The organism is Acetobacter persici (assembly GCF_018256955.1).
In the GTDB taxonomy this organism is placed as follows: Bacteria; Pseudomonadota; Alphaproteobacteria; order Acetobacterales; family Acetobacteraceae; genus Acetobacter; species Acetobacter persici.
Window position 1 is genome coordinate 130,692 of record NZ_JAERKU010000007.1, and the last position, 24,663, is coordinate 155,354.

Sequence of the window (24,663 nt, forward strand, 5' to 3'; positions counted from 1 at the left end):
CTTTCCGGTATGGCGACCGCACCGTGCAGGCACCCCTGGAGGCCTGCATGTTCTGGTTTTTAGGAGAATTCAACGTGTCCAAGATTACATCTATCGACGCTTCGGCGCGCGCGAAAGCAGGTAAGGGGGCAGCGCGTGCAACGAGACGTGCTGGTCTGGTTCCTGCCGTTATTTACGGTGGCAAGAAAGAACCGACTCTGATCGCTCTTGACCCCCGCATTGTTATCAAGGGGATTCAGGCCTCTGGCTGGCGCTCACGCGTTTACGAAATCAAGGTTGAAGGCGGTGTGACCGAGCGCGCCCTGATTCGTGACATTCAGCTGCACCCGGTTAAAGACAGCCCGGAGCATGTTGACTTCCTGCGTCTGGCCGCTGGTCAGAAAGTGACCGTTGAAGTCTCCGTCCACTTCTCTGGTGAAGAAAAAGCTCCGGGCATCAAGCGCGGTGGCGTTCTGAACATCGTGCGTCACACGGTTGAAGTTGAAGCGGATGCAGAACACATCCCTGAATTCTTCACGGTTGACCTGTCCGCTCTGGACATCAACGACAACGTGCGCTGGGAAGACCTGAAGGGCACGGAAAACGTGACCCCGCTGGTGCATATCCCCAACTTCGTGATCGCCACGATCGCTGCACCGAGCGTTGACGAAGCTGATGAAGCCGCTGAAGCGGAAGCTCCGTCTGCCTGAACACCGGGCTGATGGTCTGAAACTCAGGGGTATGGAGGCACATGCCGGGCATGTGCCTCCAGCCTCGGTCAAGATACAGGACCAGTGATGTTGCTCTGGGCCGGACTCGGTAACCCCGAGTCTTCAATGAGCCGACACAGGCACAATGTCGGTTTCATGGCGGTGGACGCCATTGCCAGCCGGTATGGGTTTTCACCCTGGCGGCTCCGCTTCAAAGGACATGTTTCAGAAGGCCGGATCGGCACGCAGCGCGTGCTTCTGCTCCGCCCCATGACCTATATGAACCTGTCTGGTGAAAGCGTGCAGGAAGCCGCGGCGTTTTACAAAATTACGCCGGACCGTATTACCGCTTTTCATGACGAGCTGGATCTTGCGCCGGGTAAGGTGCGGGTCAAGCGCGGTGGCGGGGCGGCAGGGCATAATGGCCTGCGGTCCATGGACAAGATGCTTGGCACCCCGGACTACTGGCGTGTGCGGATTGGTATCGGGCATCCCGGTGTCAAGGAGCGCGTGCATGGCTGGGTGCTTGGAAATTTTACAGAGACCGACAGACAGACCTGGCTTGAGCCTCTGCTGGATAAAATGGCAGACGCAGCCCCACTTCTGGCTGAAGGCCGTTCGGATAAATTCATGACGCAGGTTGCGTTGCCAGAGGGGAGTAAGGGCTGATGGGGTTTAATTGCGGTATTGTCGGTCTTCCCAATGTGGGTAAGTCCACACTGTTCAATGCGCTGACGGCAACGGCCACGGCGCAGGCGGCAAACTATCCGTTCTGCACGATTGAACCCAATGTGGGCCGCGTGGCTGTGCCCGATCCCCGGCTGGAAAAGCTGGCGACTGTTGGCAAATCCCAGAAGGTTGTGCCGACCAGCCTTGAGTTTGTGGATATCGCAGGTCTCGTGCGTGGCGCGTCCCGCGGGGAAGGGCTGGGGAACCAGTTTCTGGCCAACATCCGTGAAGTGGACGCCATTATCCACGTGCTGCGCTGCTTTGAGGATGATGACATTACGCATGTTGAAGGCGGCGTGGACCCCGTGCGTGATGCGGAAATTATTGAAACAGAACTGATGCTGGCGGATCTCGATTCGCTGGAAAAACGTCTGCCGGCTTTGCAGAAGCGCGCCAAAAACCGTGATGCCGAAGCCATGGCGCAGGTCGAGGTGGTTGAACCGCTGATTGAAGCGCTGAAGGAAGGCCACCCGGCCCGCACCGCTATCCCGGCTGGCGCGGAAGAGGCCGTTCGCCGCCTCCAGTTGATGACGACCAAGCCCGTTCTCTACGTCTGCAATGTGGATGAAGACTCAGCGGCGACCGGAAATGATTTCTCCAAAAAAGTGCAGGCCAAGGCGGAAGCTGAAGGCGCTGCTGTGGTGATCGTCTCCGCTGCGATTGAAGCTGAAGTCAGCCAGCTTGCAGACGAAGAACGCCGCGAGTTTCTGGAGGGCCTCGGCCTGAGTGACAGCGGGCTGGACCGTGTGATTGCCGCAGGGTACGGCCTGCTGGGCTTGCGCACCTACTTTACGGTTGGCCCGAAGGAAACCCGCGCCTGGACCATTACAGAAGGTACCAAGGCACCGCAGGCCGCCGCCGTTATTCACAATGATTTTGAACGTGGCTTCATTGCATGTGAAACAGTCGCATATGATGATTATATTCAGTACGGTGGTGAGGCCGGGGCGAAAGAAGCTGGCCGCCTGCGGATTGAAGGGCGGGATTACGTGGTGAAGGACGGAGACGTCCTGCTGTTCCGCTTTAACGTCTGAGCACAGACCGAGACAGTTTGGACAACAGAGAAACGGGGATGAAGGACGCCATCATGAAGGCGCAGGAAGACGGGCAACAGGGTGTGGCACAACAGCAGACGGTTTCCGGAGCTGTGCCAGGCCCGATGGTGGCCCTGGCGCGTCGGGCCAGACTGGCGTCCCGCACTCTGGCGCAAAGCCCGTCCTCCGCGCGGGACCGGGCTTTGTGGGCTGCGGCTGCTGCGGTCCGTGACGCCAGCCCCGCGATTCTGGAAGCCAATGCGAAGGATCTGGAAGCCTCCACAGCGCGGGATGCGTTCCGTGACCGCCTGACACTCACCCCGGAGCGGGTGGAAGCCATGGCTGTCGGGCTTGAGGAAATGGCGGATCTGCCTGACCCCGTTGGCCGCGTGCTGGAAGAATGGACACGGCCCAACGGCCTGCGCTTCCGCCGCGTGGCAACACCCGTTGGCGTGATTGGCGTGATTTATGAAAGCCGCCCCAATGTGGGGGCGGATGCCGCTGGCCTGTGCATCAAATCCGGGAACGCGGTGCTGCTGCGCGGCGGGTCAGAAAGCCTGCACAGTGCGCGGGCCATTCATGCCGCGATTCAGGCGGGCCTGCGCGCGGCCGATCTGCCGGAAGATGCTGTGCTGATTGCCCCGGATGCAGACCGCGCCCATGTGGCGGATATGCTCGGCGCTGCTGGGCTGGTGGATCTGCTGATTCCGCGTGGTGGCCGCTCTCTGGTGGAGCGTGTGCAGAAGGAGGCCCGTGTGCCGGTGCTGGCGCATGCGGATGGGCTTTGCCACACCTATGTTCATTCCGCGGCGGACCCCGGCATGGCGCGGCGGATTGTGCTCAACGCCAAAATGCGGCGTGTGGGCATTTGCGGAGCAACGGAAACGCTGCTGATTGACGCCGCCATTGCGCCGTCTCTGCTGCCGCAGATTGTGGGCGATCTGGCCGAGTTTGGCTGCACCTTCCGCGCGGATGCGGAAGCACGGGCCATTATGCCAGACCTCCCTGCGGCCACGGAGCAGGATTTTTCCACGGAATGGCTGGATGCCGTGCTGAATATTGCTGTGGTGGACGGGGTGGATGAAGCCCTTGATCATATCCAGCATTATGGTTCCTCCCACACCGAGGCGATTGTGACGTCTGATGAAGCCGTGGCCACGCGCTTCCTCAATGGGACGGACAGTGCCGTGGTGATGTGGAATGCCTCAACGCAGTTCTGTGACGGGGGCGAATTTGGATTTGGCGCGGAAATCGGCATTGCCACAGGCCGTTTCCATGCACGCGGGCCGGTCGGGGTCGAACAGTTGACGACCTTCCGTTACGAAGTGATCGGCACAGGGCAGGTGCGGACCTGACGCCCGGTATGGTCTGGCGGGATACGATTCCCACATGGGGGGACCATCGCATCGCGCGGATTGGTCTGCTGGGTGGGTCTTTCAATCCCGCGCATCCGGGCCATCAGACCATTGCCCGCCGTGCTCTGGTGGCTCTGGGGCTGGATCAGGTCTGGCTTATGGTCTCACCGGGGAACCCGCTTAAATCTGCGGAGGGCATGGCACCGTTTGGCAGGCGTCTGGCGTCAGCAGCGTCTCTGGCGGATGGACGCAGGCTGATCGCTACGGATATCGAAGCCCGACTCGGCACCCGTTACACGTTTGATACGCTGGGAAAGTTGCAGATACGCTTCCCGAACGTCCATTTTGTCTGGCTGACCGGGGCAGACGGGTTTGCCACCCTGCCAAAATGGAAAGGCTGGAAACGCCTGCTGAACCGTGTTCCTGTAGCAGTCATGCCGCGTCCGGGGCAGAATATGCGGGCTTTGCGGGGCGCTGCGGCGCAGTATCTGGCGCATTGCCGCCTGCCAGCGCGGCAGGCACGCCTGCTGCCTGATCTTTCCCCCCCAGTGTGGGCTTTTCTTCCGGGGCGACAAAACGGTATATCTGCAACATCAATTCGTCAGCGGGGCGGCTTTGGGGATGGTGCGGGCCATGCCAGTGCGCCCGATATGTTAAATTCAGGAGAATGACCATCACCAGCAAGCCACCCGCCGAAGCATCTGCGCGCAGCAGGTCCTCCACGGCCACTAAGAAAAAAGCCGCAACCGCAAAACCCGCTCTGGCCGGTGCCGCCAAGGTGGCCGGGTCCGTGCGTAAAAAAGCCGCCGCTGCCGGGCCGAAGGGCAAGGTCAAGCGTGAGGCGGCCTCTCCGGACGTCATCGCTCAGTCGCTCGAACTTATCGTCAACAGTCTGGAAGATGATAAGGGCGAGAATATTGTCGTTATCGACCTGACGGGCCGCGCGTCCTTTGCAGACCGGATGGTGATCGCCACCGGTGTGGCGGACCGTCAGATCTCCGCCATGGCGCAGCATATTGAACGCAAGTTGAAAGATATTGGCATCAAGCGTGTGTTGGTTGAAGGCACAAACGGGTCCGACTGGGTGCTGCTGGATACGGGCGATATCGTGGTTCATCTATTCAAGCCGGAAGCGCGTGAGCTGTACGGTCTGGAAAAAATGTGGGGCGCGGAACTTGATGACGGGAACGAAGAGGCTGTCACCCCTGTCTGACTCTCTGTGCGTCTTACAGTCTGCGCTTACAAAAAGGGGAAGCAGTCTTGCTTCCCCAATTTTTTTGAACGGCTCCGGATCAGAATGATCTTTTTGCAGCAAGGGAAGAGCGCAGCATGAAGCTGATTGCCGTCGGGCGCATGAAGGATAAGTCTGAGCAGGCGCTTGTCGCCCGCTATCTCAAACGCCTGCGCCCTAAGCTTGATATTGTGGAACTGGCCGATGGCCGGGGCAGCCCGGACGAAATCAAACGGCGGGAAGCACAGGCCATTCTGGCCGCCTGTCCGGATCAGGCTTTTCTGGTGGCGCTTGATGAAGCCGGACGTGCTTTTGACAGCGTGGCGTTTTCTGACGCTCTGGCAGACTGGTCCGCACTGGGCCGGACGCTCTGCTTTGTTATTGGCGGCGCGGAGGGGCTGGACGCCTCAGTCATTCAGCGCGCTGATGCCAAACTGACGTTAGGCACCCTCACATGGCCGCACATGCTGGTGCGTATCATGCTGGTTGAACAGATTTATCGGGCACAGGCGATTGCCGCTGGCCACCCCTACCATCGGTCCGGGCGGCCTTAAGCGGCTTTTTAGGCGCGATCAGCGGTTTTTCAGAACCGAGCGCAGATGGCCCGCATTTTGCTCCAGCACCGCACGGCCTTCCTCCGGGGAAAAGCCAAAACACACCAGCACGGCCAGCTTGATGCTGCCTCCGGCTTTCTCCAGCGCCTCTTTCGCCTCGGCTTCCGTGCAGTCTGTGAGCTGCTGCACCATGCGGTGGGCCCGCCGCACTAGCTTGGCGTTGACGATCTTCATATCGACCATCTGCCCGCGCCATGTATGACCCAGCCGGATCATCAGCGCGGTGGAAAGCATGTTGAGTGCCACTTTCTGCGCGGTTCCGGCCTTCATGCGCGTGGACCCGGCCACGACTTCCGGCCCGGTTTCAATCAGCAGTCCCAGTTCCGCCTCGCGTAGCAGACGAGTTTCCGGGCTACAGGACAGGCCAATGGTCAGGCTGCCCGCCGCGCGGGCGCAGGTGAGCGCTGCGCAGGTATACGGGGTGCCTCCGCTGGCGGCCACGCCAATCACAACATCATCCGGGCCAGCCTTATGCGTTGTGATGGCGGCGCGGGCGGCCTCTTCATCATCCTCGGCCCCTTCTACCGGCTGGAACAGGGCCGCATCGCCCCCGGCCAGCAGCAGAACAAGGCGCTCTTCCGGCCAGCCATAGGTGGGGATTAGTTCCACACCATCCTGCAAGCCAATCCGGCCAGAGGTGCCAGCCCCTACGTAAAACAGGCGGCCACCCCGTTGCAGGCGCGGCAGGGCGGCCATAATGGCCTCTTCCATGCCGGGAAGTGCGGCTTTGACAGAGGCAACCGCCCCAAGCTGACTCTCCAGCAGCACATCCAGCAGGGTGCCGGTTGGCCAGAGGTCCAGCGCCTCATACCGGGAATCATATGTTTCGGTTTTGGCCGGACCAGTAAGGGAGGAGGGAGCCTGCTGGGTCATGCAACAAAAATCCTATTGTTAGTACAAAAGAAAGGACTGGCGCAGGGCACGGAAGGACGTGAGGTCTTTCTCCCATATGGCGGCCAGAGCCTGAGCATCAGCCCCTTTATCCAGCATGGGGCGGATCTGCGCGTTTCCGCAAAGCTGGTCAAAAGTTTTTCCATTCCCACGCCAGAAAGACGGGGCCGCCAGATGCCGCCCGGTGCTGAGCAGCGTCATGCCCGTGGCAATAGGGTCAAAGCTGTTATGGTCCGTCACGGCGCAGTGCAGCCCGTGCAGCAGCGTATTCTTGAAAGGGTCTACAAGGGATGTGAACCACACATCGCGGAACGCCGTGCCTGCACATCCGGCTTTTGTGGCCGCCTGCGCCCAGACGCGTCCATCGACTGTGGCACTCCCCAGATACAAAAACGGCATGGTTGTGCCACGCCCGACGGAAAAACTGGAGCCTTCAAACAGGCAGGTGCCCGGATAAACCAGTGCTGTTAACGGAGTGGGCATGTTGGGGCTGGGCGGGCACCATGTCAGGCCCGTATCTTCAAAAAACATGCCACGCTGCCAGCCTTCCATCGGGATGATATCCAGCGTGGCTTTTTTGCCTGTCTGTGCAGAAACAAAAACGGCATTGAACAGACGGGCAAGTTCCGCAACCGTCATGCCATGGCGCAGGGCAATGGGTGCGCGGCCAACAAAAGAGGCCAGTCGCGGGTCCAGCACCGGGCCGGAGGCGTCCAGTCCGGAAATCGGGTTAGGGCGGTCCAGCACCAGCATGGGGAGCCCAAGTTTGGCGCAGGCCATCATGCAGTCATAGAGCGTCCAGATATAGGTGTAGAACCGGGAGCCCGTATCCTGAATATCAAAAACAAGAAGTGTGATGCCTGATTTTTTCAGGATATTTTTCAGCGCGTCTCCGGTTTTTGTATAAATATCATACACGGTGCAGCCGGTTTCCGGGTCCTGCATTTCCGGTTCTGAAAAGCCTTCCCGCATGGACCCGCGAAAGCCATGCTCCGGCCCGAAAATGGCCTGAAGCTGCACGCCCGGTGCCTGATGCAGGCAGTCTACAATAGAGGTGAGGGAATTATCCACGCTGGCGACATTGGCAATCACGCCAACCTTGTGCCCCTGCAGCGGCGCGTAGCCTTGCTCCCGCAGTTTTTCAAACCCGATTTTCACGCGGCCCGCAGGCGTTTTCTGGCAAGAGGTTGGAGGCACGGGTGTTGCGGCCTGCGCCGGGACGCCGGATGCCAGCCGGGACGCGACTAAGGCTCCCCCCAGCCCGAGAAGAGCCTTGCCGCTCTGGCGTGCGAGGGCGCGGCGGGGGAGGTGGGTCATGCGTCAGAGTTCCGTGCAGAGCGTGAGAAGAGGCTGCGTGCCAGACGCAGGCTGGTCGCAAAGAAAAACAGCAGCAGGATGCCTGTCAGAATTAGCCAGGGGAAGGCAAGTGGGTGCACGGCGGGCCGGACTGTCGCCATCGCCAGCAAAACGAGCGGCACGGTCAGGCAGAAAGCTGGAATCAGCTCCGTTGCACGGGCCGAGGGGATGGCCATACCCGCCAGAAATGTCCCCAGCATGGGGCCATATCCGCAGGCTGCAATGGAAAAGCCCAGCAGCACCGCAGACTGGCTCCCCTGCGCAAACAGCAGCGAGCAGCCTACAAGAATTACGCTCCAGAAGACTGTAAAAGCCCGTGCAAGCCCCAGCGGGCTGAGAGACAGGATGCGGCCCAGCTTTGTGCAGAGTGCGGAAAAATCTCCCACGGTTGCGGCGGTCATGGCGGAAAGGGTGGAGGACAGAGAACCCATTGTCGCCGCCAGAATGGCTGCCACCATCAGGCCGCGCAGGCCAGCGGGCAGACCATGCACAATATAGTCCGGGAAAATCGCATCGGGTGAGGACAGTCCTGTCTCCTGCAACGGAACCTGCCCGTGATACAGCCACAGCAAAATCCCAACGCCAGACAACAGGAAAAATAGCGCGGTGACGCCCACGGCGCTTCCCATCAGAGCCATACGGGCTTCCTTCAGGCTGCGGGCGGCCAGCACGCGCTGCACCATGAGCTGGTCTGTGCCGTGGGAGGCCAGCGTCATCAGTGTTCCGCCTCCAATGGCCGCAATGGGGGTAAACGCACTGCTGAAAGGCGTGCTGGCATGGGCGAACAGGGCGAACTTCCCGGCATGCTGCAACACCCTGAAGCTGCCTGCGGGCAGACCGTGCATCAGCAGCGCGGCGCAGATGGCCGAACCTCCCAGATACAGGCAGAACTGAATGGCGTCCGACCACACAACCGCACGCAAGCCGCCGCATAACGTATAAAAAAGCGTGATCCCGACAACAGTTGTCAGAAGAACCATATGGGGCACGGCCATATGCGTCGCCGCGAGCATGGCTGTCAGAGGCAGCATGCCTGCAAACAGCCGGACGGCCTCGGCCAGAACGCGCGTGCCCAGAAAGGTTGCAGAGGCAACGCGCTGCATCCGTGCGCCAAAGCGCTGGCCCAGATAGTCATACGCGCTCAGCATACGGCCTGAACTGTAAAGTGGCAGGAATTTCCACGCGACAATCGCCCGGCCCAGCAGATATCCCAGTGCCAGCCCGACAAAAACCATCCCGTTGCCAAACGCCACGCCGGGCACACTGATAACGGTCAGTGTGGATGTTTCCGTCGCGACCATAGACAGGCACAGCGCCCACCAGGGCAGATCATGCCCGCCTTCCAGATAGGCGCTGGTAGAAGCTTGTTTGCCTGAGAGCAGGACGGCCAGCAGAGGCATGCCAGCCAGATACGCCAGCATGACGCTCAGATCGAGCAGGTTCATGCGGGCTGGCTTCCGGTCTGCCGTGTGGCGGCTATCAGGGCGCGGATAGCGTCAGCATCTGTCACGACAGGTTGGGAGCCAAAGCCCAAAGCCGCATCCTCCGGGTCCGCAACAGAGGGTTTGCGGCAGGAGGCATGGACTTCTGTCACGCCGGTCTGGCGGATCAGAGCCGCAACGTTTCCGGCTTTCACTCCGCTTCCTGCCAGAATGACAAGCCGTCCTGCTGCCTGTTTCTGCAACCGGGCGAGGCAGTCGGCACCCTCCGGCGCGGTGGGCTTCTGGCCGGAAGTCAGAATACGTGTAAAGCCTGCGGAAATGGCAAATTCCAGCTCTGCAAACGGATCTTGCGTCAGGTCAAACGCGCGGTGCAGCGTGCGTTCCAGAGGGCCACAGGCATCGCACTGGCGCAGGAGCAGTTCATGGTCCAGATGCCGGTCTGGCCGGAGCGCGCCCAGCACCACGCCGGTCAGCCCCGCCGCCCGGGCAGCACGAATATCGTCCTGCATCACGGCGGCTTCCTCTGCGTCAAAAATGAAGGAACCGGCCCGCGGGCGGATCATCGCAAGGGTAGGCAGAGGGCGCTGGGCCGCATATGCCATTAGGCCCGCGCTCGGGGTCAGACCACCGGCGTCCAGTGAGGCGCAAAGCTCCAGCCTGTCGGCACCTGCGGCCTCTGCCGCCTGAATGCCCTGCGGGGTTTCTATGCAGATTTCAACACGGATCATAGCAAAGCTCCGGCCCGAGGCAGGCGGCACCAAGAATTCCGGCATCTTTACCCAGAATGGCGCGCCGGAGGAGGGGCTGAGATGTAGGAGAGAGAATACGGTCCCGCACCGCGCGGTCCAGCGTCTGAACAAGGAGATCAGAATTACTTAATCCGCCGGCAACAGGGACAACGGTGCTGCCCGTGACGTTCAGAACATGAGCCAGAGCCGCACTGGTGTATGTCATCCAGACAGATAGTGTTCTGGTGGCCTGCCTGTCTCCCTCTTCCCAAAGTCTGAGAATGGCATGGCTTGTTTCAGGTGTTCCGCCTGCCCAGAGATGCAGCCGTTCGAGAGATCTGGCGCCCGCAATAGTATCAAGACAGCCTGACTGCCCGCATCCACAGCGGAACAGGGGCACCGTGGCGGCAACTTCATCCGGGTCTGTCAGAAACGGCGGCGCAATGACAACCGGCGCATGCCCCAGCTCCCCGGTAACACCACCCAGACCGGGTACAATCTGCCCGTCCAGCACGAGCCCGCCGCCAATACCCGTGCCCAGAATAAGACCGAAGACATTGCGGTGCCCTCTGGCTGCACCAAACCGCGCCTCTGCCAGCGCAAAACAGTCTGCATCATTGCCGATACGGACCACACGCTGGGTGCGCAGACTCAGTTTTTCTCTGAGCGGTACGGTCAGAATCCCGGGGATATTGGCGGCGTGAACATGGCCTGTCTGCGGGTTTTCAACCCCGGCAATCGCAATATGCAGCGGCAGGGCAGGATAGGGGGCGCAGAGTGTTTCTAACGCGGTGATAAAGCTTTCGGCATCGTCAACCGGTGTGGGCACGGCATGACGTTGTTCCAGTCTGCCATCCGGATGGACGAGAGCAAAATCGATAAACGACCCGCCGATGTCTGCACAAAGAAGCATAAGGACATCCGTGATTAAACGCGCTGGACAACACGGTACGCAAAAATACGACCCGCTAACTCTCTTCCCTTCCGGGTTAGTATTTCAAAGGGAGTTTGTAAATAACATTCCACCTGTTTGCCTGACTTGTTTCATGCCATAAATTATCTTTCCGTATCGGTTTTGCAGGGAAAGGGCGGCTCATGCTGTCTTCAGGCCATTATCAGATTCTCAGCACTCTGAGCCGCCATGGCGCACAGAGCCGGACGGAACTCGCGCAGGAACTGGGGCTGAGTAAAGCCGCTATTTCCGCACTGGTGCGGGACCTGCTGGATCGCGATATCTTGTCTGAACAGGACCCTGTTTACGGGGCGGGCCGGCCTTCTGTACCGCTGGTGGTGCGGGCGAATGCCGCATGGTTTATCGGTATTTCCCTTCAGGATGATCCGGCGGTTGTGGTGCTGACTGATCTGCACGGGACAACCCTGAGCAGAATCGAAGTGCCCCGTCTGGCGGACCCGGAGGAGTGTGTCACGCTTCTGGTGAAAACGGTCAAAACCCTGCGGGCGTCTCTGGGGAAGGAGCGGGCAAAACTCTCCGGGATTGGCCTCGCTTTGCCCGGTTTTGTGGCCAGAGACAGGCAGACCTGTCTGGCCTGTACAGCCCTTGGGTGGCGGAATATCAACATAGGGGCGACGGTGGCTGAGCGGACGGGGTTGCCTGTGTGGGTGGAGAATGATGCCAAGGCGCTGATTCTGGGTGAGCAGCTTTTCGGTCCGCTCAGAGGCAGCCCGGATTTCAGCATGATTTTTGTCAGCCACGGCATCGGCTGCGCCCATATCGTCAATGGGCGTTTGCTATGGGGTAATACTGGCGGCGCGGGGGAAATCTCGCATGCGCCTGTTACGTTAGACCCGCAGCAGGCGTTGCCGTGCCGCTGCGGCAATCGCGGGTGTCTGGAAACTGTGGCGTCCCTTCTTGCTATCGGGAATGCGGCCAGGCAGGCGGGGTTATCAACCAGCACGCGGGATCTGGCGCGTCTGGCGGCGGAGGGCCATGCGGATGCCGTCCGTATCCTGCACAGGGCGGGCTCCGCCATGGGCATTGCGACAGCGCAGCTTATTCAGATGCTTGATCCCAGCCATGTTGTGGTGATGCTTGACCCGGCCCTGAAAGAAAGTGTGTACGGCCATGCCCTGCAATATGAGGCCGAATCCCATATCCTGCACCGCACAAACGCCTGTACCATGATCAATTTTCGTGATTTTGAGCCGGAAAGTTTTGCCCGGGGGGCGGCAAGTCTCGCGGCGCGGTATTTCATTTTTGGGCATGGCGGGGTCTGAAATCATCTCGGACCGTCTCCGAAATGTGTCTTTTGTGCAACGATAAGCGAGAACATGCGGCAAAATCTTTGTTTGCGGTGTGAATTAAATCGTTCTCTTTAAACCCCCATTGCATACTAACAACGGAATTTGCAGGGTTACGTTTCTATTTGGGAATGATGTGAGGCATTTCCACGATCGGGCAAGGGGGTTGTTCATCATGCGTCTTTCACTGCGTCAGCTTTCAGTCTCCTGTGTTGCGCTGACGGGTCTTCTGGCCGTGTCCGCGCATGCGCAGTCAGCGCCTGCTTCATCATCCGGAAGTCAGGTAAAGAAGCTTTCAAAATCTTCTGCTCCTGTCCGGAAGAAGTCTTCCGCCGGAAACGGGCTGAGCTCTTCCGTTCTGGGCCAGTTTACCGGTGGCACGGAAGAAATTTCCGTCACCAGTCACTCCGTCTCTTCTACAGGTGTGACCAACCGGACACCGGGTGGCGGTCTGATGCCGCATCAGACAGCCCCGCGCTCACAAAGCGGCATCACGCGTGATTTTATCGCCAAACAGGCACCCTCTTCAAACATCACGTCTCTGGTTGCAGATTTGCCGGGTGTGACCGTTTCCAGTCAGGACCCGTTCGGAATGACGGGGGACCATCTTCAGGTGCGTGGTCTGAACGAAACACAGATGGGTTACCTGTTTGAAGGCGCGCCGCTGGCTGACCCGATCAACTATGCGCCTTACACGTCTACGCTGATTGACTCTGAAAATCTGGGATCCGTGACGGTCTCACAGGGGTCCCCTGATCTGAACGCACCGTTCTATAACGCGGTGGGCGGTCAGATTACCGCGACAGCACTCAACCCGTCCCATAAAGCAGGTGGCTTTCTGGATCTTGGTGGCGGGTCTTACAGCTACAATAAGGAATTTATCCGTCTGGATACCGGGGATATCGGTAATTCCGGCGTGCGTGGATATGTGTCTTTCTCCCACACGAGTTATGATAACGGGGCGCGTGGGCCGGGCGGCCTGCTCCGCTATCATCTGGACTCAAAATTCGTCAAAGAATGGGGTGACGGGAACAGCATTTCCGCAATTTTCTCGTACAACAAGCAGTCCGCAACATCATGGCGCTCCCCCACCAAAGCGCAGTGGGACCAGTATGGGGTGGGCTTCTCCTATGATAAACACTTCACGCCCGGAGATTCCAGATATTACAAGCTGAATCAGCAAAACCTCAATCAGCAGCTTGTTGTTCTGCCGATGCACTTCACGCTGGCGGACAACCTGCATCTGCATGTCTCGCCCTATTATGTGCATCAGTTTGGCCCCTCTCTGGGCGGTGAGAACATTCCGGCTTCAGGCGGGTATTTTGGCACACAGCAATATGGTGACCTGAATGTGGGGACGCCGGTAAACGGCTCCATCCTGACTTCCAGCCGTGACCCGTGGAACCAGAAGACCGGTGGTCTCAATGTCTCTGCGGACTGGCGCCTGTCCAAGAGCAACACGTTCTCCTTCGGCTGGTGGTATGCCTATACCACGCATGAAGAACTGTCCGATTTCCGCCCCGTTTATGCGGATGGCAGCGGCTGGTCCGGGGATGTGATCCGCGTAGGCGGTAAAATCCTGACGGGGTATGACCTGAACTTTATGCAGCAGGTCAACACGCTGTTTATTGCGGATACGCAGAAGCTGCTGAATGATAAACTGACCCTGAGTGCCGGTTTCCGTGTTGCCATGGTCTCCCGTCAGGGCACAAACCTTGTGCCGGGCGCGGACCCGTACAAAATGCAGGGCAACTATTTTGAACCGCTGCCGCAGTTTTCCGCCAGCTACATGATCACGCCCAAGGATCAGATTTACATCAACGGCACCACGTCCTTCCGTGCGCCGGAATCTGTGGAAGCCTATTCCCAGATTTTTGATCCCAATGCGTCTCACGCAACCATGCAGCCGCAGAGCCTGAAGCCGGAATATTCCATCAGTGAGGAAATCGGCTATCGTCATCAGGGGAATTTCTATAATTTCTCCATGTCGCTGTTTAATATCAACCTGACAAACCATCAGGTGACATCCACCGGCTACATCCCCAACACCAACATGATGGTGGCGTCTCCCATCAACATCGGCGGGCAGACATCCCGCGGGGTGCAGGCGGAATTTGGTCTGGCCCGCTGGCACCATTTCAGCCCCTATCTGTCCGGGCAGTTTCTGCATTCCACGTTTGACAATAACTTCAATACGGGCAGCGGTTATCTGCCAACAGCCGGGAAAATTGCTGTTCAGGCTCCCAAATTTACCGGCGCGATCGGCCTGAACTATGATGATGGCCGGTTCTTCGGCAACTTTGACCTGCGCTATGTGGATACACAGTACACCACGTTCATGAACGATGAGCAGATGCCAGCCTACGTGACCTCAAACATCACGCTGGGCTACCGCATGAAGTCCTTCAGCTACCTGAAGCACCCGCAGATCCAGCTGAACCTGACCAATATCGGGGATAATCATTATCGCTCCGGGTCCAGCTATACGGCCAATGCGCATCCGCACGTGACCTCTACCGGCGCTGTCGCCGCGGGGAGCGCTCCGGTTTATTATGTTGGCGGCGTGTTTGCCGCTATGGTGTCCATCTCTTCCGGGTTCTGAGGGCGTGCAGCAGGCTCTCAGCCCTGCTACGGTATAAAGAGTGAGATAAGGTGCCGGAGGCTTTCTCCGGCCCTTTGCTGAAGGAGTGCAGCGTGCTCAGGTTTCCGATTGCAAGTCCGGCCGGTGCGTATGGCTGGCGGCCTGTGCTGATTATGGCGGCCCTGTTTTTCAGTATCGGTTTTGTGACCTGGCTCAACGGACCGCTGATCACCTTTGTTCAGATTGCGTTTAATCTGAGCGATGTGGCGTCCTTTCTGGTGCCTGTCTGTTTTTATCTGGCCTATCTTGTTTTCCCGCTGCCTGCCACGTTGCTGGCCCGGCGGATCGGCCTGCGGCGTGGCCTTGTTGTCGCTCTTGCCATCATGGCGGCGGGCACCCTGCTGTTTGGGGAATGTGTCAACGGGCGGTGGTACGCGGGCGCACTTAGCGGCCTGAGTGTAATCGGCGCGGGGCTTTCCCTCCTGCAAATTACGGTTAACCCCTATGTCAGCCTGCTGGGTGATCATGATCGCGCGGCGCAGCGTATTGCCATTATGGGGATTGCCAACAAATTTGCAGGCATTGTGGCCCCGGTGCTTTTTGCACTGATTGTTATGCCGGATGTCGGGCAGGTTGTTGCCAATATCAGCCATACTCCGGCTGGACCCGTGCGGGACGCGGTGCTGACGCAGTTTACGCATGCTGTGCATGTGCCGTATCAGGTGATGGCCGGACTGCTTGTGCTGCTGGCCATTCTCGTTGCCCGTGCACCCTTACCGGAAATTACCCTTGATGCCGCGGAACCGCAGGGGGCTCCAGCCCGTAAAGCTCAGCCCGTCTGGCTGCTGACAGGCGTTTTTGCCATGTTCCTGTATGTCGGCGTGGAGGTTATGGCGGGGGATGCCATCGGGCTGTTTGGACATTCCTTCGGTCTTTCTCTGGATATTACCAAATACCTGACAGCCCTGACGCTGGCCTCCATGATGCTGGGCTATCTGGTCGGGATGATTATTGTCCCGCGTTTTATCAGTCAGGACGGGTACATGCTCACCTGCTGCCTGCTGGGCATTGTCATCTGTCTGGTTGCTCTGGTGGCGCCCGGCCTTATTCCGGTTTTTTGTGTGGCACTGCTTGGGTTTGCCAATGCCATGATCCTGCCTGCGCTGTTCCCCATTGTGCTGGCAGAGGCCGGGTCTGATGGCGCGAAGGCAACAGCATTTCTGGTTATGGCCTATTCCGGCGGGGCCGTGCTGCCGCAGATTTTTGTTCACATCGCCCCCATGCTGGGGAATTTGCACGCTTTTATGGCGCTGGTTATCCCGGCTTATATTTTTATTGCTGGCTGGAGTCTTGCTCTGCGCGCCAAAACAGGCGGGCCTGCTCCTGAATCCCTGATTATTTCCGCTGGAGACTGATTTTTTATGAAAGTCGTCATATGTTCCGATGCCGCCCAGACAAGACGTCTGGCGGCACAGGTGCTTGCACAACAGGTCCAGACAAAGCCTGAGTCCGTGCTGGGGCTTGCCACCGGTCGCACGATGGAAGCCATCTACGCGCAGCTTGCGGAAAGGGCTGAGGAGCATTCTATAGATTTCAGCGGCGTGACGACGTTTAATCTGGATGAATATATCGGCCTGACGGCGCAGCACCCGCAGTCTTACCGCTATTATATGCAGACGCATCTCTTCCGGCTGATCAACATCCCCGAGCACAACACGCACGTTCCGGATGGCGCCGCAGAGGATGCTGAAGCCGAAGCCCGTTCTTACGAAAGCCGGATTGCTCAGGCAGGCGGTATTGACCTCCAGTTACTCGGTCTGGGGGAGAACGGGCATATCGGGTTTAATGAACCCCTTTCCGCGCTCAATGGCCGCACCCATGTCGTGACACTCGCGCAGGCCACGCTCCAGCAGAATGCCGTCATGTTTGATAATGATATGGCGCAGGTCCCGGCCCGGGCTCTGACCATGGGGACAGGCACCATTCTGGACTCGCGCGAGGCCCTGCTTGTTGTCACGGGTGCTGCAAAGGCTGATATTGTGGCACGGGTTATTGAAGGGCCGGTCAGCGCGCTGGTGCCGGGTTCCGCCCTGCAATTCCATCCGCATTGTCTGGTGCTGCTGGATGAGGCCGCGGCCTCACGCCTGACGCAGCGCGAGGCCATTTTCTGGCAAATGCAGCATGATCCGGAATTGCAGGCTTTTCTTTCTGCATAAACACGCCACCACAGACAGACACGGCAGATTGCCTGACAGCCGTTGCTTCAAAAGAATAGGACGCAGAATGACTCACCAGACTTTCTCAAAACTTCGTCGCGCACTTTTGGGCAGCGCTGCTGTTCTGACACTCTCCGCCGCTCCCGCGCTGGCAGCGCCGCAGGGGATAGAGCCTGTGGCAGTTTCCACGGGCGTTGCAACGGCAGCACCGGCGCTTATGCCTGTGCCTGCCTCGGTGTCCCTGCCCGCCGGTGCGCTGCCGCTGAGTGGGGGTGTGACACTCCAGTGGGACCAGCAACCCTCTCCTCTGCTCACCCGTGCTGCGGAACGTTTTACAAAGCGCATCAACATGCTGGCGGGCCGGGTGCTCCCTGAGCAGGTGGACACTGCGCAGGCAGGGCAGGTGACAAGCGTGCCCGTGCATATTCAGGTGGGTGAAGACCGGGACGCGCTGACAGTCCACGCAAAGGAAAATTACAGCCTTCAGGTCAACGCGTCCGGCGTAACGCTGACAGCCGACGGCCCGGACGGCGTTCTGCATGGTCTGGCAACGCTGGCCCAGCTTGTCACGCGGGGTGAAAACGGACCGCAACTGGCGTTTGCCACCATTACAGACAGCCCGCGTTTCCCCTGGCGCGGGATCATGATTGATACGTCCCGGCATTTCATGGCGGTTGAAACGCTCCAGCGGCAGCTTGACGCGATGGAACTGCTCAAAATGAACGTGCTGCACCTGCATCTCAGCGATGGCACGGGTTTCCGCGTTGAAAGCAAACGCATGCCGGAACTGACGGAAAAAGGGTCCCACGGCCAGTATTACACCCAGCGGGAACTGAAAGATCTTGTGGCTTACGCTGCTGATCGTGGTATTCGGATTGTGCCGGAGTTTGACGTGCCAGGGCACGCACTGGCGCTCTTGCTGGCACACCCGGAACTGGCCGCGCAGAGCCCTGTCAATCCGGAGCCGAAAAACAAGAATAACGCCGCACTGGACCCGACTATTCCGGAAACACTCCGTTTTGTCCGCAAACTCTACGCGGAAATGGGGAAACTGTTCCCGGATGCGTATTTCCATTCCGGCGGGGATGAAGTGGACCCCCGCGAGTGGATGAAAAATCCGAAAATTGTTGCCTATATGAAGGATAACGGGTTTGCCACGCCGCAGGCCCTGCAGGCGCATTTTACGGCTGAGGTTCAGAAAATCCTCGCAGATCAGGGTAAGGTCATGGTGGGCTGGGATGAGGTGAGCGAAGCACCAATTCCCAAAGAAGTTGTTGTGGATGTCTGGAGAAGTTCAAAATTTCTGGCCTCCGCGTCAGCCGATCATCATCCGGTTATCGTGTCTGCCGGGTATTATCTTGATCTGCTTCAGCCTGCTTCCCAGCATTATCTGGTGGACCCGTATGACCCGGCGGCAAACGGCATTACCCGCGCACAGGCCGATAAACTTCTGGCAAAAGGCGGACGGCCTGATCTGGTCAATGCATTTGTGAAAGAACCGGCCCCCGCTCCTCTGACGGATGAGCAGAAGCAGTATATTCTGGGGGGTGAAGCGCCGCTCTGGTCCGAACTGGTGACTGATGAAATGCTGGATGCCCGCTACTGGCCGCGCGCTGCGGCCATTGCGGAACGCTTCTGGTCTCCAGCATCCGTGCGCGATGTGAATGACATGTATCGGCGTCTGGCCGTGGTGAATACGGAATTGCAACTGACCGGCGTACAGGCACAGGCCAACACACACCGGATGGCGCTGCGCCTCTCCCCTGCCAATGCTGACCCGGTGGAGCGTCTGGCCAGTGCCACGGTGCCGCTGCGCAATTACGTCATGAACCGTTATGTCAGCCATCATGGTGATGCGCTTGATGAAATTGGGGAAGTCACGTCTCCAGATCCGTTCCCTGCCGTGCGCTTCAGCATGCTGGTGGACCAGTATGTTGCGGGTGACAGGTCCGTTGTTCCGGCTTTGAAGGCCCAGATGCAGATCTGGCGGGATAACGATGCCGCATTCCAGCAGGTGGCGAGAGTGCGCGGTTTGTCCGAGGCTGTCCCGACGTCTCACAATCTTGCGGTTATGGCCGCAGCGGGGCTGAATGCCTTGAACAGCCACAAGAAAAAACTCTCCGCTGCTGAAAAGAAGATTTTTGATCAGGAAGAAGAGCTGATCAACAGCTCGGCAGATGTGACCGGATCATTCTCCGGCACAACCTTCCCGCCGGGTGGGCTGATGATTATTGCTGAACCGGCCATCCGGAAACTGGTTGGTCTGTAAAACAGTGTTACCGGGGCTTCCGGAAAGGGAGCCCCGAATTTTTTAGAAGTCTGACAAAAAGACTTTTACGGGTCTGCTGCGGGAAACTGGTCTTCAAGACTCATATTTTCCCATTTCCGGCAGGCGGTGCGAAGAATTTTCACAAAGCGCGAGACCAGAGGCATATTCTGGCCGGAGCGGATGGCAACGGCTAATGTTGCGCGTGGGGCTGGTTCGCTCAGTGTGTGGAAGGTCACGCCGCCCGCATGAATCTGGCTGAGCGAGCGCGGCACGACGGAAACCCCAAGCCCTGCGGCCACCAGCGGCACAGTCCCGGCAATCTGCGGTGCCTGCTGCCCCATGGGGGGGGTAACACCTGCCAGCTGGTAGGCTGATAAAATAGCGTCGTGAAAGCCCGGACCCAGTTCACGCGGGAAGATGATCAGCGGATCTTTAGCAACCATGTCCAGACTGATCACCGGATGGTGGGCCAGCCGGTGCCCGCGCGGCAGGGCGATAACAGTCGGTTCATCCAGCAGATGAGAAACAGAAAGGCGGGTCGGGTCCGGCACGGGCGGCCGGATAATGGCGAGGTCCGTACTGTGGTCATGCAGCGCCGCGCAGAGTGCTGGCGTATTGCTTTCTTCCAGTGAGAGAGTGACATCTGGCGCGCTTTCTCTAAAACGCCGGATGGCAAGCGGGATCACCGGCAAAAGCGGCACAGCCCCGGCCAGCCCGAGCCGGATATGCCCTAACTCGCCCCGTGCCAGTCCGTGGGCTGTCACCAGAAACTGGGCCTGAAGGTCCAGAATGGTGCGGGCGCGGGGCAGCAGGGTCGCCCCGATTTCCGTCAGCTTTACCCCGCGGGTCTGGCGCTCAAACAGGGCCACGCCCAGTTTCTGCTCCAGTTGCTTGATCTGCTGGCTGAGGGGCGGCTGTTCCATCCCCAGCTCTTCCGCGGCACGGGTAATGCTGCCGTGGTCCGCCACAGTGACAAAATAGCGCAGGTGTCTGATATCCATCTGGCATATTTATATCATATGAAAAAAGCATTCAATATATATTGGAAGACTAGATCACGCTGTAATAACGTCTGTGTCACTGAGATCAGCAACAATGAGTTTGAAACAGTGCGCAGCATGAAGAACAGCCCGGTGGCAGACATGGACGTTCGGTCTTCTGCTCTCGGAAACGGTATCGGGAAGAAGCCCGTCGCCAACCGCCTTTACCAGACCTCCACCATGGCCGCTCTGCTGGATGCGGTGTATGACGGAGAAACCACGCTGGATGAAGTGCTGCATCACGGGAACTTTGGTCTGGGCACGTTCAACGCGCTGGACGGCGAGATGATTGTGACTGACGGCGTTGTCCGCCAGTTCCGGGCGGAAGGGCAGGCGACGGAAGTTCCCGGTTCTCTAAAAACCCCTTTTGCCTGCGTCACGTATTTTGAGCCGGAAAAGACGCTCAATATTGATAAGCCGCAGACAAAAGAGACGTTTGAGGCACTGGTTGACCAGCTTCTGGGGAACCCCAACCTGTTTGGGGCGGTGCGCTTTACCGGGCAGTTTGAGCGGGTGGATACCCGCACGGTGTTCTGCCAGTGCAAACCGTATCCCCACATGCTGGATGTTGTGAAAAAACAGCCGACCCTGACAATGGAGTCTGTCACGGGCACCATGATTGGCTTCCGCACGCCGGTTTATATGCAGGGCGTGAATGTTGCCGGGTATCACCTGCATTTTCTGACGGAAGATCAGAAACGCGGTGGCCATGTGACGGAATACCGGCTGGTGCGCGGCCAGCTTGAAGTCGCCGTGATCTCTGATCTTGAAATACAGTTGCCACGCACAGAGCAGTTTGCAAAAGCAAACCTCAATCCTGAACATCTGAGTGAAGCTATTCGGATTGCCGAAGGCGGCTGAAGCTTTTTAACAGGACACAACACAATGACCGAGCCTTCTGATCACGCCGCACAATGCGGCGCGGAGCTTATTGTCAAAAATCTGGTGGCGCATGGTGTCACGCATGTCTTTGGTATTCCGGGCGCGAAGGTGGACCGCCTGTTTGACGCGCTGGTTGATTCCCCGATTGAAACGGTAGTGACCCGGCACGAACAGAATGCCGCGTTTATTGCCGGTGGCCTTGGTCGCCTGACGGGTAAGGCCGGTGTGGCAATTGCAACATCCGGGCCTGGGGCTTCAAACTTTGTAACAGGACTGGCAACCGCCAATTCTGAAGGGGACCCGGTTCTGGCAATTGGGGGTGCCGTCAAGCTGGCTGACCGGCTCAAGCTGACGCATCAGACCATGGATACGGTCAGCCTGTTCAAACCCATCACCAAATATAGTGTGGAAATTACCAATCCTCTGGCGATTTCCGAAGTTATGGCCAATGCTTTCCGGTTTGCGGAAAGTGGGCGTCCGGGTGCTTCTTTTGTCAGCACGCCGATGGATGTGCTGTCCATGCCCGCGCAGGCGCCTGTTCTGGCAGATCGTGCTGTGCCAAAAACCGGCCCCGCCTCCGCCGAGACCATTGCGGACGCCACAAAGCTGCTGAAAAATGCCAGCCGCCCGGTCGTGCTGCTTGGCCTGCTGGCCAGCCGCCCGGATGTGGCTGAGGCCGTGCGGGCGTTTGTGGCAACCACGGGTGTGCCGGTTGTCGGGACGTATCAGGCAGCCGGTGCGGTCTCGCATGAACTGGTGGACCGTTTTGGCGGGCGTGTTGGTCTGTTCCGCAACCAGCATGGGGACCAGCTTCTGCATGAAGCAGATGTGGTGGTGACCATCGGGTATAATCCGGTGGAATATGACCCATGGCTATGGAACGTGAATGACGCCCGCAAGATTATCAATATTGATATTGTCGCGGCGGAACTGGATAACGCGTTTGTCCCGGTTGTTGAACTGGTTGGTGACATTGCCCCGACGGTGAAGGCACTGGCACGGGAGGCCGGTAAACTGGCCCGTGCGCCAGAACTGGAATCGATTCTTGAGGGGTATAAAATTGCCCGTGCCGGTGCGCTGCGGGATGCGCGCAGCACAAGCAATACGGCCGTGCATCCGTTACAGATTGTCCGGGAACTGGAGCAGATTGTCACTCCTGATGTCACGCTTTGTCTGGATATGGGCACGTTCCATATCTGGCTGGCCCGCTATCTGCTGTCCTTCCGCGCACGTCAGGTGCTGATCAGCAATGGTCAGCAGACAATGGGGGTTGGTCTGCCGTGGGGGATTGCCGCAAGCCTGCTCAACCCGGCGCAAAAGGTTATTTCCATCTCCGGGGATGGCGGGTTCATGATGTCCAGCATGGAACTGGAAACCGCCGTGCGCCTCAAATGTAACCTGATCCATATGGTCTGGATTGATCAGGCCTATAACATGGTGGAAATGCAGGAGAAGAAGAAATACGGCCGTGGGTCCGGGGTGGAATTCGGGCCGATCGACTTTGCCAAATACGCAGAAGCCTGTGGGGCAAAGGGCATCACCGTGACATCGGCTGACGGTGTGGGCAAGGCTCTCAAGGCCGCTATGGATATTGAAGGCCCGGTGGTTATTGCCGTGCCGGTTGATTATTCCCAGAACCACCTGCTGATGAAGCCGCTGGCCCAGCTTGGGGAAACGTCCGCAGCCGCCTGAGCAGAGTCAGGGCAGAAATCTGTTTTCGGGTGTTTTCATGTGGCGTTTCCTGTTATAACAGGAGGCGCCATATGCGGATTAAGGGCTGATTATGCAGGACGATTATCATCTTTGCCGGACTGCCGGGCCAGTATGCCCGTGGGCTTTCTGCACCCGTGCTGCGTTACACAGTGTGTGGGAGCAGTTACCAGCGGGCAGACGGAGTGCCATAAAGGGCGCAGCCGCCTGACATTCAGGCGGGCAGGTCTGTGCAGGGCACAACAGAAGGATAATCGGAATGCAGATTTCATCGCTTGATGCAGCCGGGCAGAAGGGTATGCGGCGTGGTGCGGCTGTGCTGCTTGAAATTCTGCGCAGTGAAGGGGTGGACTATATTTTTGGCAACCCCGGCACGACCGAACTGCCCCTGATGGATGCCCTGCTGGAAGTACCAAACGTCTCCTATATTCTCGGCCTGCAGGAGGCCAGCGTGGTGGCTATGGCGGATGGATATGCGCAGGCGGCCCGCAGGCCGGGCTTCCTGAACCTGCATACAGCCGGGGGGCTGGGGCATGGCATGGGGAATCTGCTCAATGCCAGTGTTTCCCAGACGCCGCTGGTTGTTACGGCAGGCCAGCAGGATTCCCGGCACACCATTTCTGACCCGCTCCTGTTTGGAGATTTGGTGCAGATCGCCCGCCCTGCCGTCAAATGGGCGCAGGAAGTGGCCCATGCGGACCAGTTGCCTGTTCTGCTGCGTCGCGCCTTTCACGATTCCATGGCGGCTCCGGCTGGCCCAGTCTTTCTCTCTCTGCCCATGGATGTGATGGAGGAAATGAGCGGGGTGGATATCGGCACGCCGTCCGTTATCAACCGCGCTGCCGTGGCGGGCGGGCTGGAGGATCTGGCAAAGGCTCTTACACGCATTGCGCCGGGCCGGATTGCGCTGATTGCCGGGGATGAAGTTTATGCGTCCGATGCAGCGGCCGAAGTCGCGGCTGTAGCGGAGTGCCTTGGGGCGCCGGTCTATGGGTCCTCATGGCCGTCCCGCGTGCCGTTTTCGACAGCGCATCCGCTCTGGTGCGGCAATCTGCCCACTCAGGCCACGGCTATTGCCGAGCGTCTGAGTGCATATGATGCGATTTTTGCCCTTGGTGGCAAATCGCTGATTACCATTCTCTACACGGAAGGTCCTGCGCTGCCGCCGGGCTGTGCGGTCTATCAGATGTCCTCTGATGTGCGGGATCTGGGCCGTACATTTAACACGCCGCTGTCCGTTGTGGGGGATATCAAGGCCTCTCTTCAGGCGTTGCTGCCGCTGCTCAGCAAGGCAGCACACCCGCATCAGGCGGACTATGCCGCGCAGGCCGAACAGGTGGCTGCTGCACGGCGCGCCCAGCGGGCGGAAGCGATTGCGGAAGCAAAGGCCCGGCGGAATGAGGATGCCATCCCGCCGCGCGTTGCGGCATGGGAGGCTGTGCGGGCCATCGGGCCTGATGTGGCGATTGTGGATGAGGCCATTGCGACGTCGTCCGACGTCCGGCTGTTTCTGGAAAGCACATGGCCGGGCCAGTATTCCTTTTTGCGTGGCGGTGCTCTGGGGTGGGGATGAACATAATCGACCTTTTATGGTGACGGCGGACAGCGCGCATCAGGCCAACCCGGAACGGATGGAT

General features: G+C 58.9%; 20 protein-coding genes and 1 pseudogene. 15 read left to right on the top strand and 6 right to left on the bottom strand.

Annotated elements, in window-relative coordinates:
- Positions 1–74 precede the first annotated feature (74 nt).
- The 7 genes from JK199_RS09925 (at position 75) to JK199_RS09955 (ending at position 5,592) form a co-directional block, all read left to right on the top strand.
- Complete coding sequence (locus JK199_RS09925) at positions 75–689, top strand: 50S ribosomal protein L25/general stress protein Ctc (RefSeq protein ID WP_077931690.1); 615 nt, start codon at positions 75–77, stop codon at positions 687–689.
- 87 nt (positions 690–776) lie between these two features.
- On the top strand, positions 777–1,358 hold the full coding sequence (pth, locus tag JK199_RS09930) for an aminoacyl-tRNA hydrolase (protein WP_212375568.1): 582 nt from the start codon (positions 777–779) through the stop codon (positions 1,356–1,358).
- Positions 1,358–2,452 (top strand): redox-regulated ATPase YchF, encoded by a 1,095-nt coding sequence (gene ychF, locus JK199_RS09935; protein WP_077930472.1) that lies wholly within the window; start codon positions 1,358–1,360, stop codon positions 2,450–2,452. The genes pth and ychF overlap by 1 nt, the downstream gene beginning before the upstream one ends.
- A gap of 125 nt (positions 2,453–2,577) precedes the next feature.
- On the top strand, positions 2,578–3,807 hold the full coding sequence (locus tag JK199_RS09940; RefSeq protein WP_051552139.1) for a glutamate-5-semialdehyde dehydrogenase: 1,230 nt from the start codon (positions 2,578–2,580) through the stop codon (positions 3,805–3,807).
- Between the two features lie 8 nt (positions 3,808–3,815).
- Entirely contained in the window at positions 3,816–4,478 is a 663-nt protein-coding gene (locus tag JK199_RS09945) for a nicotinate-nucleotide adenylyltransferase (RefSeq protein ID WP_212375570.1), read from the top strand.
- 89 nt (positions 4,479–4,567) lie between these two features.
- Positions 4,568–5,020 (top strand): ribosome silencing factor, encoded by a 453-nt coding sequence (rsfS, locus tag JK199_RS09950; protein WP_237388808.1) that lies wholly within the window; start codon positions 4,568–4,570, stop codon positions 5,018–5,020.
- A gap of 116 nt (positions 5,021–5,136) precedes the next feature.
- A complete protein-coding gene (locus JK199_RS09955; RefSeq protein ID WP_212375572.1) occupies positions 5,137–5,592 on the top strand; it encodes a 23S rRNA (pseudouridine(1915)-N(3))-methyltransferase RlmH in 456 nt (151 codons plus the stop codon).
- A gap of 18 nt (positions 5,593–5,610) precedes the next feature.
- Here JK199_RS09955 and JK199_RS09960 read toward each other — a convergent pair whose 3' ends face one another.
- Genes JK199_RS09960 through JK199_RS09980 form a run of 5 tightly spaced genes read right to left on the bottom strand, consistent with a single transcriptional unit; the run spans position 5,611 to position 10,982 of the window.
- Entirely contained in the window at positions 5,611–6,525 is a 915-nt protein-coding gene (locus tag JK199_RS09960; protein ID WP_212375574.1) for an N-acetylmuramic acid 6-phosphate etherase, read from the bottom strand.
- A gap of 18 nt (positions 6,526–6,543) precedes the next feature.
- On the bottom strand, positions 6,544–7,860 hold the full coding sequence (locus JK199_RS09965; RefSeq protein ID WP_212375576.1) for an exo-beta-N-acetylmuramidase NamZ family protein: 1,317 nt from the start codon (positions 7,858–7,860) through the stop codon (positions 6,544–6,546).
- Positions 7,857–9,344, bottom strand: coding sequence for a sodium:solute symporter (locus tag JK199_RS09970; protein WP_212375579.1), 1,488 nt, complete (start codon positions 9,342–9,344; stop codon positions 7,857–7,859). Before JK199_RS09970 ends, JK199_RS09965 begins: the two co-directional genes overlap by 4 nt.
- Complete coding sequence (locus tag JK199_RS09975; protein WP_212375581.1) at positions 9,341–10,069, bottom strand: copper homeostasis protein CutC; 729 nt, start codon at positions 10,067–10,069, stop codon at positions 9,341–9,343. Before JK199_RS09975 ends, JK199_RS09970 begins: the two co-directional genes overlap by 4 nt.
- A complete protein-coding gene (locus JK199_RS09980; RefSeq protein WP_077930465.1) occupies positions 10,056–10,982 on the bottom strand; it encodes an ROK family protein in 927 nt (308 codons plus the stop codon). The genes JK199_RS09975 and JK199_RS09980 overlap by 14 nt, the downstream gene beginning before the upstream one ends.
- Before the next feature lie 182 nt (positions 10,983–11,164).
- On the opposite strand from JK199_RS09980, the gene JK199_RS09985 reads away from it, so the two are divergent.
- The 5 genes from JK199_RS09985 to JK199_RS10005 all read left to right on the top strand — a co-directional run bounded on the left by JK199_RS09985 (position 11,165) and on the right by JK199_RS10005 (position 19,394).
- Positions 11,165–12,304 (top strand): ROK family transcriptional regulator, encoded by a 1,140-nt coding sequence (locus tag JK199_RS09985; protein WP_212375583.1) that lies wholly within the window; start codon positions 11,165–11,167, stop codon positions 12,302–12,304.
- Positions 12,305–12,503: 199 nt separating this feature from the next.
- Positions 12,504–14,930 (top strand): TonB-dependent receptor, encoded by a 2,427-nt coding sequence (locus tag JK199_RS09990; RefSeq protein ID WP_212355639.1) that lies wholly within the window; start codon positions 12,504–12,506, stop codon positions 14,928–14,930.
- Positions 14,931–15,022: 92 nt separating this feature from the next.
- Positions 15,023–16,324 carry a glucose/galactose MFS transporter gene (gene gluP / locus JK199_RS09995; protein WP_308164917.1) on the top strand — a complete coding sequence of 434 codons (1,302 nt, stop codon included), beginning with the start codon at positions 15,023–15,025 and terminating at the stop codon, positions 16,322–16,324.
- A gap of 6 nt (positions 16,325–16,330) precedes the next feature.
- The gene (gene nagB / locus JK199_RS10000) at positions 16,331–17,125 is read left to right on the top strand and encodes a glucosamine-6-phosphate deaminase (protein ID WP_212375585.1); all 795 of its coding nucleotides are present in this window, start codon (positions 16,331–16,333) and stop codon (positions 17,123–17,125) included.
- A 67-nt stretch (positions 17,126–17,192) separates the two neighbouring features.
- Positions 17,193–19,394 (top strand): beta-N-acetylhexosaminidase, encoded by a 2,202-nt coding sequence (locus JK199_RS10005; protein WP_244985053.1) that lies wholly within the window; start codon positions 17,193–17,195, stop codon positions 19,392–19,394.
- Positions 19,395–19,459: 65 nt separating this feature from the next.
- On the opposite strand, the gene JK199_RS10010 is transcribed toward JK199_RS10005, so the two are convergent.
- Positions 19,460–20,395, bottom strand: coding sequence for a LysR family transcriptional regulator (locus JK199_RS10010; protein ID WP_025828173.1), 936 nt, complete (start codon positions 20,393–20,395; stop codon positions 19,460–19,462).
- 117 nt (positions 20,396–20,512) lie between these two features.
- Between JK199_RS10010 and budA the strand changes: the two genes are divergently transcribed.
- The 3 genes and pseudogenes from budA to JK199_RS10025 all read left to right on the top strand — a co-directional run.
- The gene (budA, locus tag JK199_RS10015; RefSeq protein WP_212375587.1) at positions 20,513–21,295 is read left to right on the top strand and encodes an acetolactate decarboxylase; all 783 of its coding nucleotides are present in this window, start codon (positions 20,513–20,515) and stop codon (positions 21,293–21,295) included.
- Between the two features lie 24 nt (positions 21,296–21,319).
- Positions 21,320–23,008, top strand: coding sequence for an acetolactate synthase AlsS (alsS, locus tag JK199_RS10020; RefSeq protein ID WP_212375589.1), 1,689 nt, complete (start codon positions 21,320–21,322; stop codon positions 23,006–23,008).
- Between the two features lie 277 nt (positions 23,009–23,285).
- Positions 23,286–24,596: pseudogene (locus JK199_RS10025) on the top strand (thiamine pyrophosphate-binding protein); the annotation flags it as partial.
- Positions 24,597–24,663 lie beyond the last annotated feature (67 nt).

Excerpts from the sequence above, each read along its gene's own strand:
- ychF (WP_077930472.1), top strand. The coding sequence starts at position 1,358 with ATGGGGTTTAATTGCGGTATTGTCGGTCTTCCCAATGTGGGTAAGTCC.
- JK199_RS09975 (WP_212375581.1), bottom strand. The coding sequence starts at position 10,069 with ATGATCCGTGTTGAAATCTGCATAGAAACCCCGCAGGGCATTCAGGCG.
- budA (WP_212375587.1), top strand. The coding sequence starts at position 20,513 with ATGAAGAACAGCCCGGTGGCAGACATGGACGTTCGGTCTTCTGCTCTC.
- JK199_RS09965 (WP_212375576.1), bottom strand. The coding sequence starts at position 7,860 with ATGACCCACCTCCCCCGCCGCGCCCTCGCACGCCAGAGCGGCAAGGCT.
- JK199_RS10005 (WP_244985053.1), top strand. The coding sequence starts at position 17,193 with ATGACTCACCAGACTTTCTCAAAACTTCGTCGCGCACTTTTGGGCAGC.
- JK199_RS09985 (WP_212375583.1), top strand. The coding sequence starts at position 11,165 with ATGCTGTCTTCAGGCCATTATCAGATTCTCAGCACTCTGAGCCGCCAT.
- alsS (WP_212375589.1), top strand. The coding sequence starts at position 21,320 with ATGACCGAGCCTTCTGATCACGCCGCACAATGCGGCGCGGAGCTTATT.
- JK199_RS10010 (WP_025828173.1), bottom strand. The coding sequence starts at position 20,395 with ATGGATATCAGACACCTGCGCTATTTTGTCACTGTGGCGGACCACGGC.
- JK199_RS09980 (WP_077930465.1), bottom strand. The coding sequence starts at position 10,982 with ATGCTTCTTTGTGCAGACATCGGCGGGTCGTTTATCGATTTTGCTCTC.
- JK199_RS09990 (WP_212355639.1), top strand. The coding sequence starts at position 12,504 with ATGCGTCTTTCACTGCGTCAGCTTTCAGTCTCCTGTGTTGCGCTGACG.
- JK199_RS09945 (WP_212375570.1), top strand. The coding sequence starts at position 3,816 with ATGGTCTGGCGGGATACGATTCCCACATGGGGGGACCATCGCATCGCG.
- JK199_RS09940 (WP_051552139.1), top strand. The coding sequence starts at position 2,578 with ATGGTGGCCCTGGCGCGTCGGGCCAGACTGGCGTCCCGCACTCTGGCG.
- JK199_RS09960 (WP_212375574.1), bottom strand. The coding sequence starts at position 6,525 with ATGACCCAGCAGGCTCCCTCCTCCCTTACTGGTCCGGCCAAAACCGAA.
- JK199_RS09955 (WP_212375572.1), top strand. The coding sequence starts at position 5,137 with ATGAAGCTGATTGCCGTCGGGCGCATGAAGGATAAGTCTGAGCAGGCG.
- pth (WP_212375568.1), top strand. The coding sequence starts at position 777 with ATGTTGCTCTGGGCCGGACTCGGTAACCCCGAGTCTTCAATGAGCCGA.
- nagB (WP_212375585.1), top strand. The coding sequence starts at position 16,331 with ATGAAAGTCGTCATATGTTCCGATGCCGCCCAGACAAGACGTCTGGCG.
- JK199_RS09970 (WP_212375579.1), bottom strand. The coding sequence starts at position 9,344 with ATGAACCTGCTCGATCTGAGCGTCATGCTGGCGTATCTGGCTGGCATG.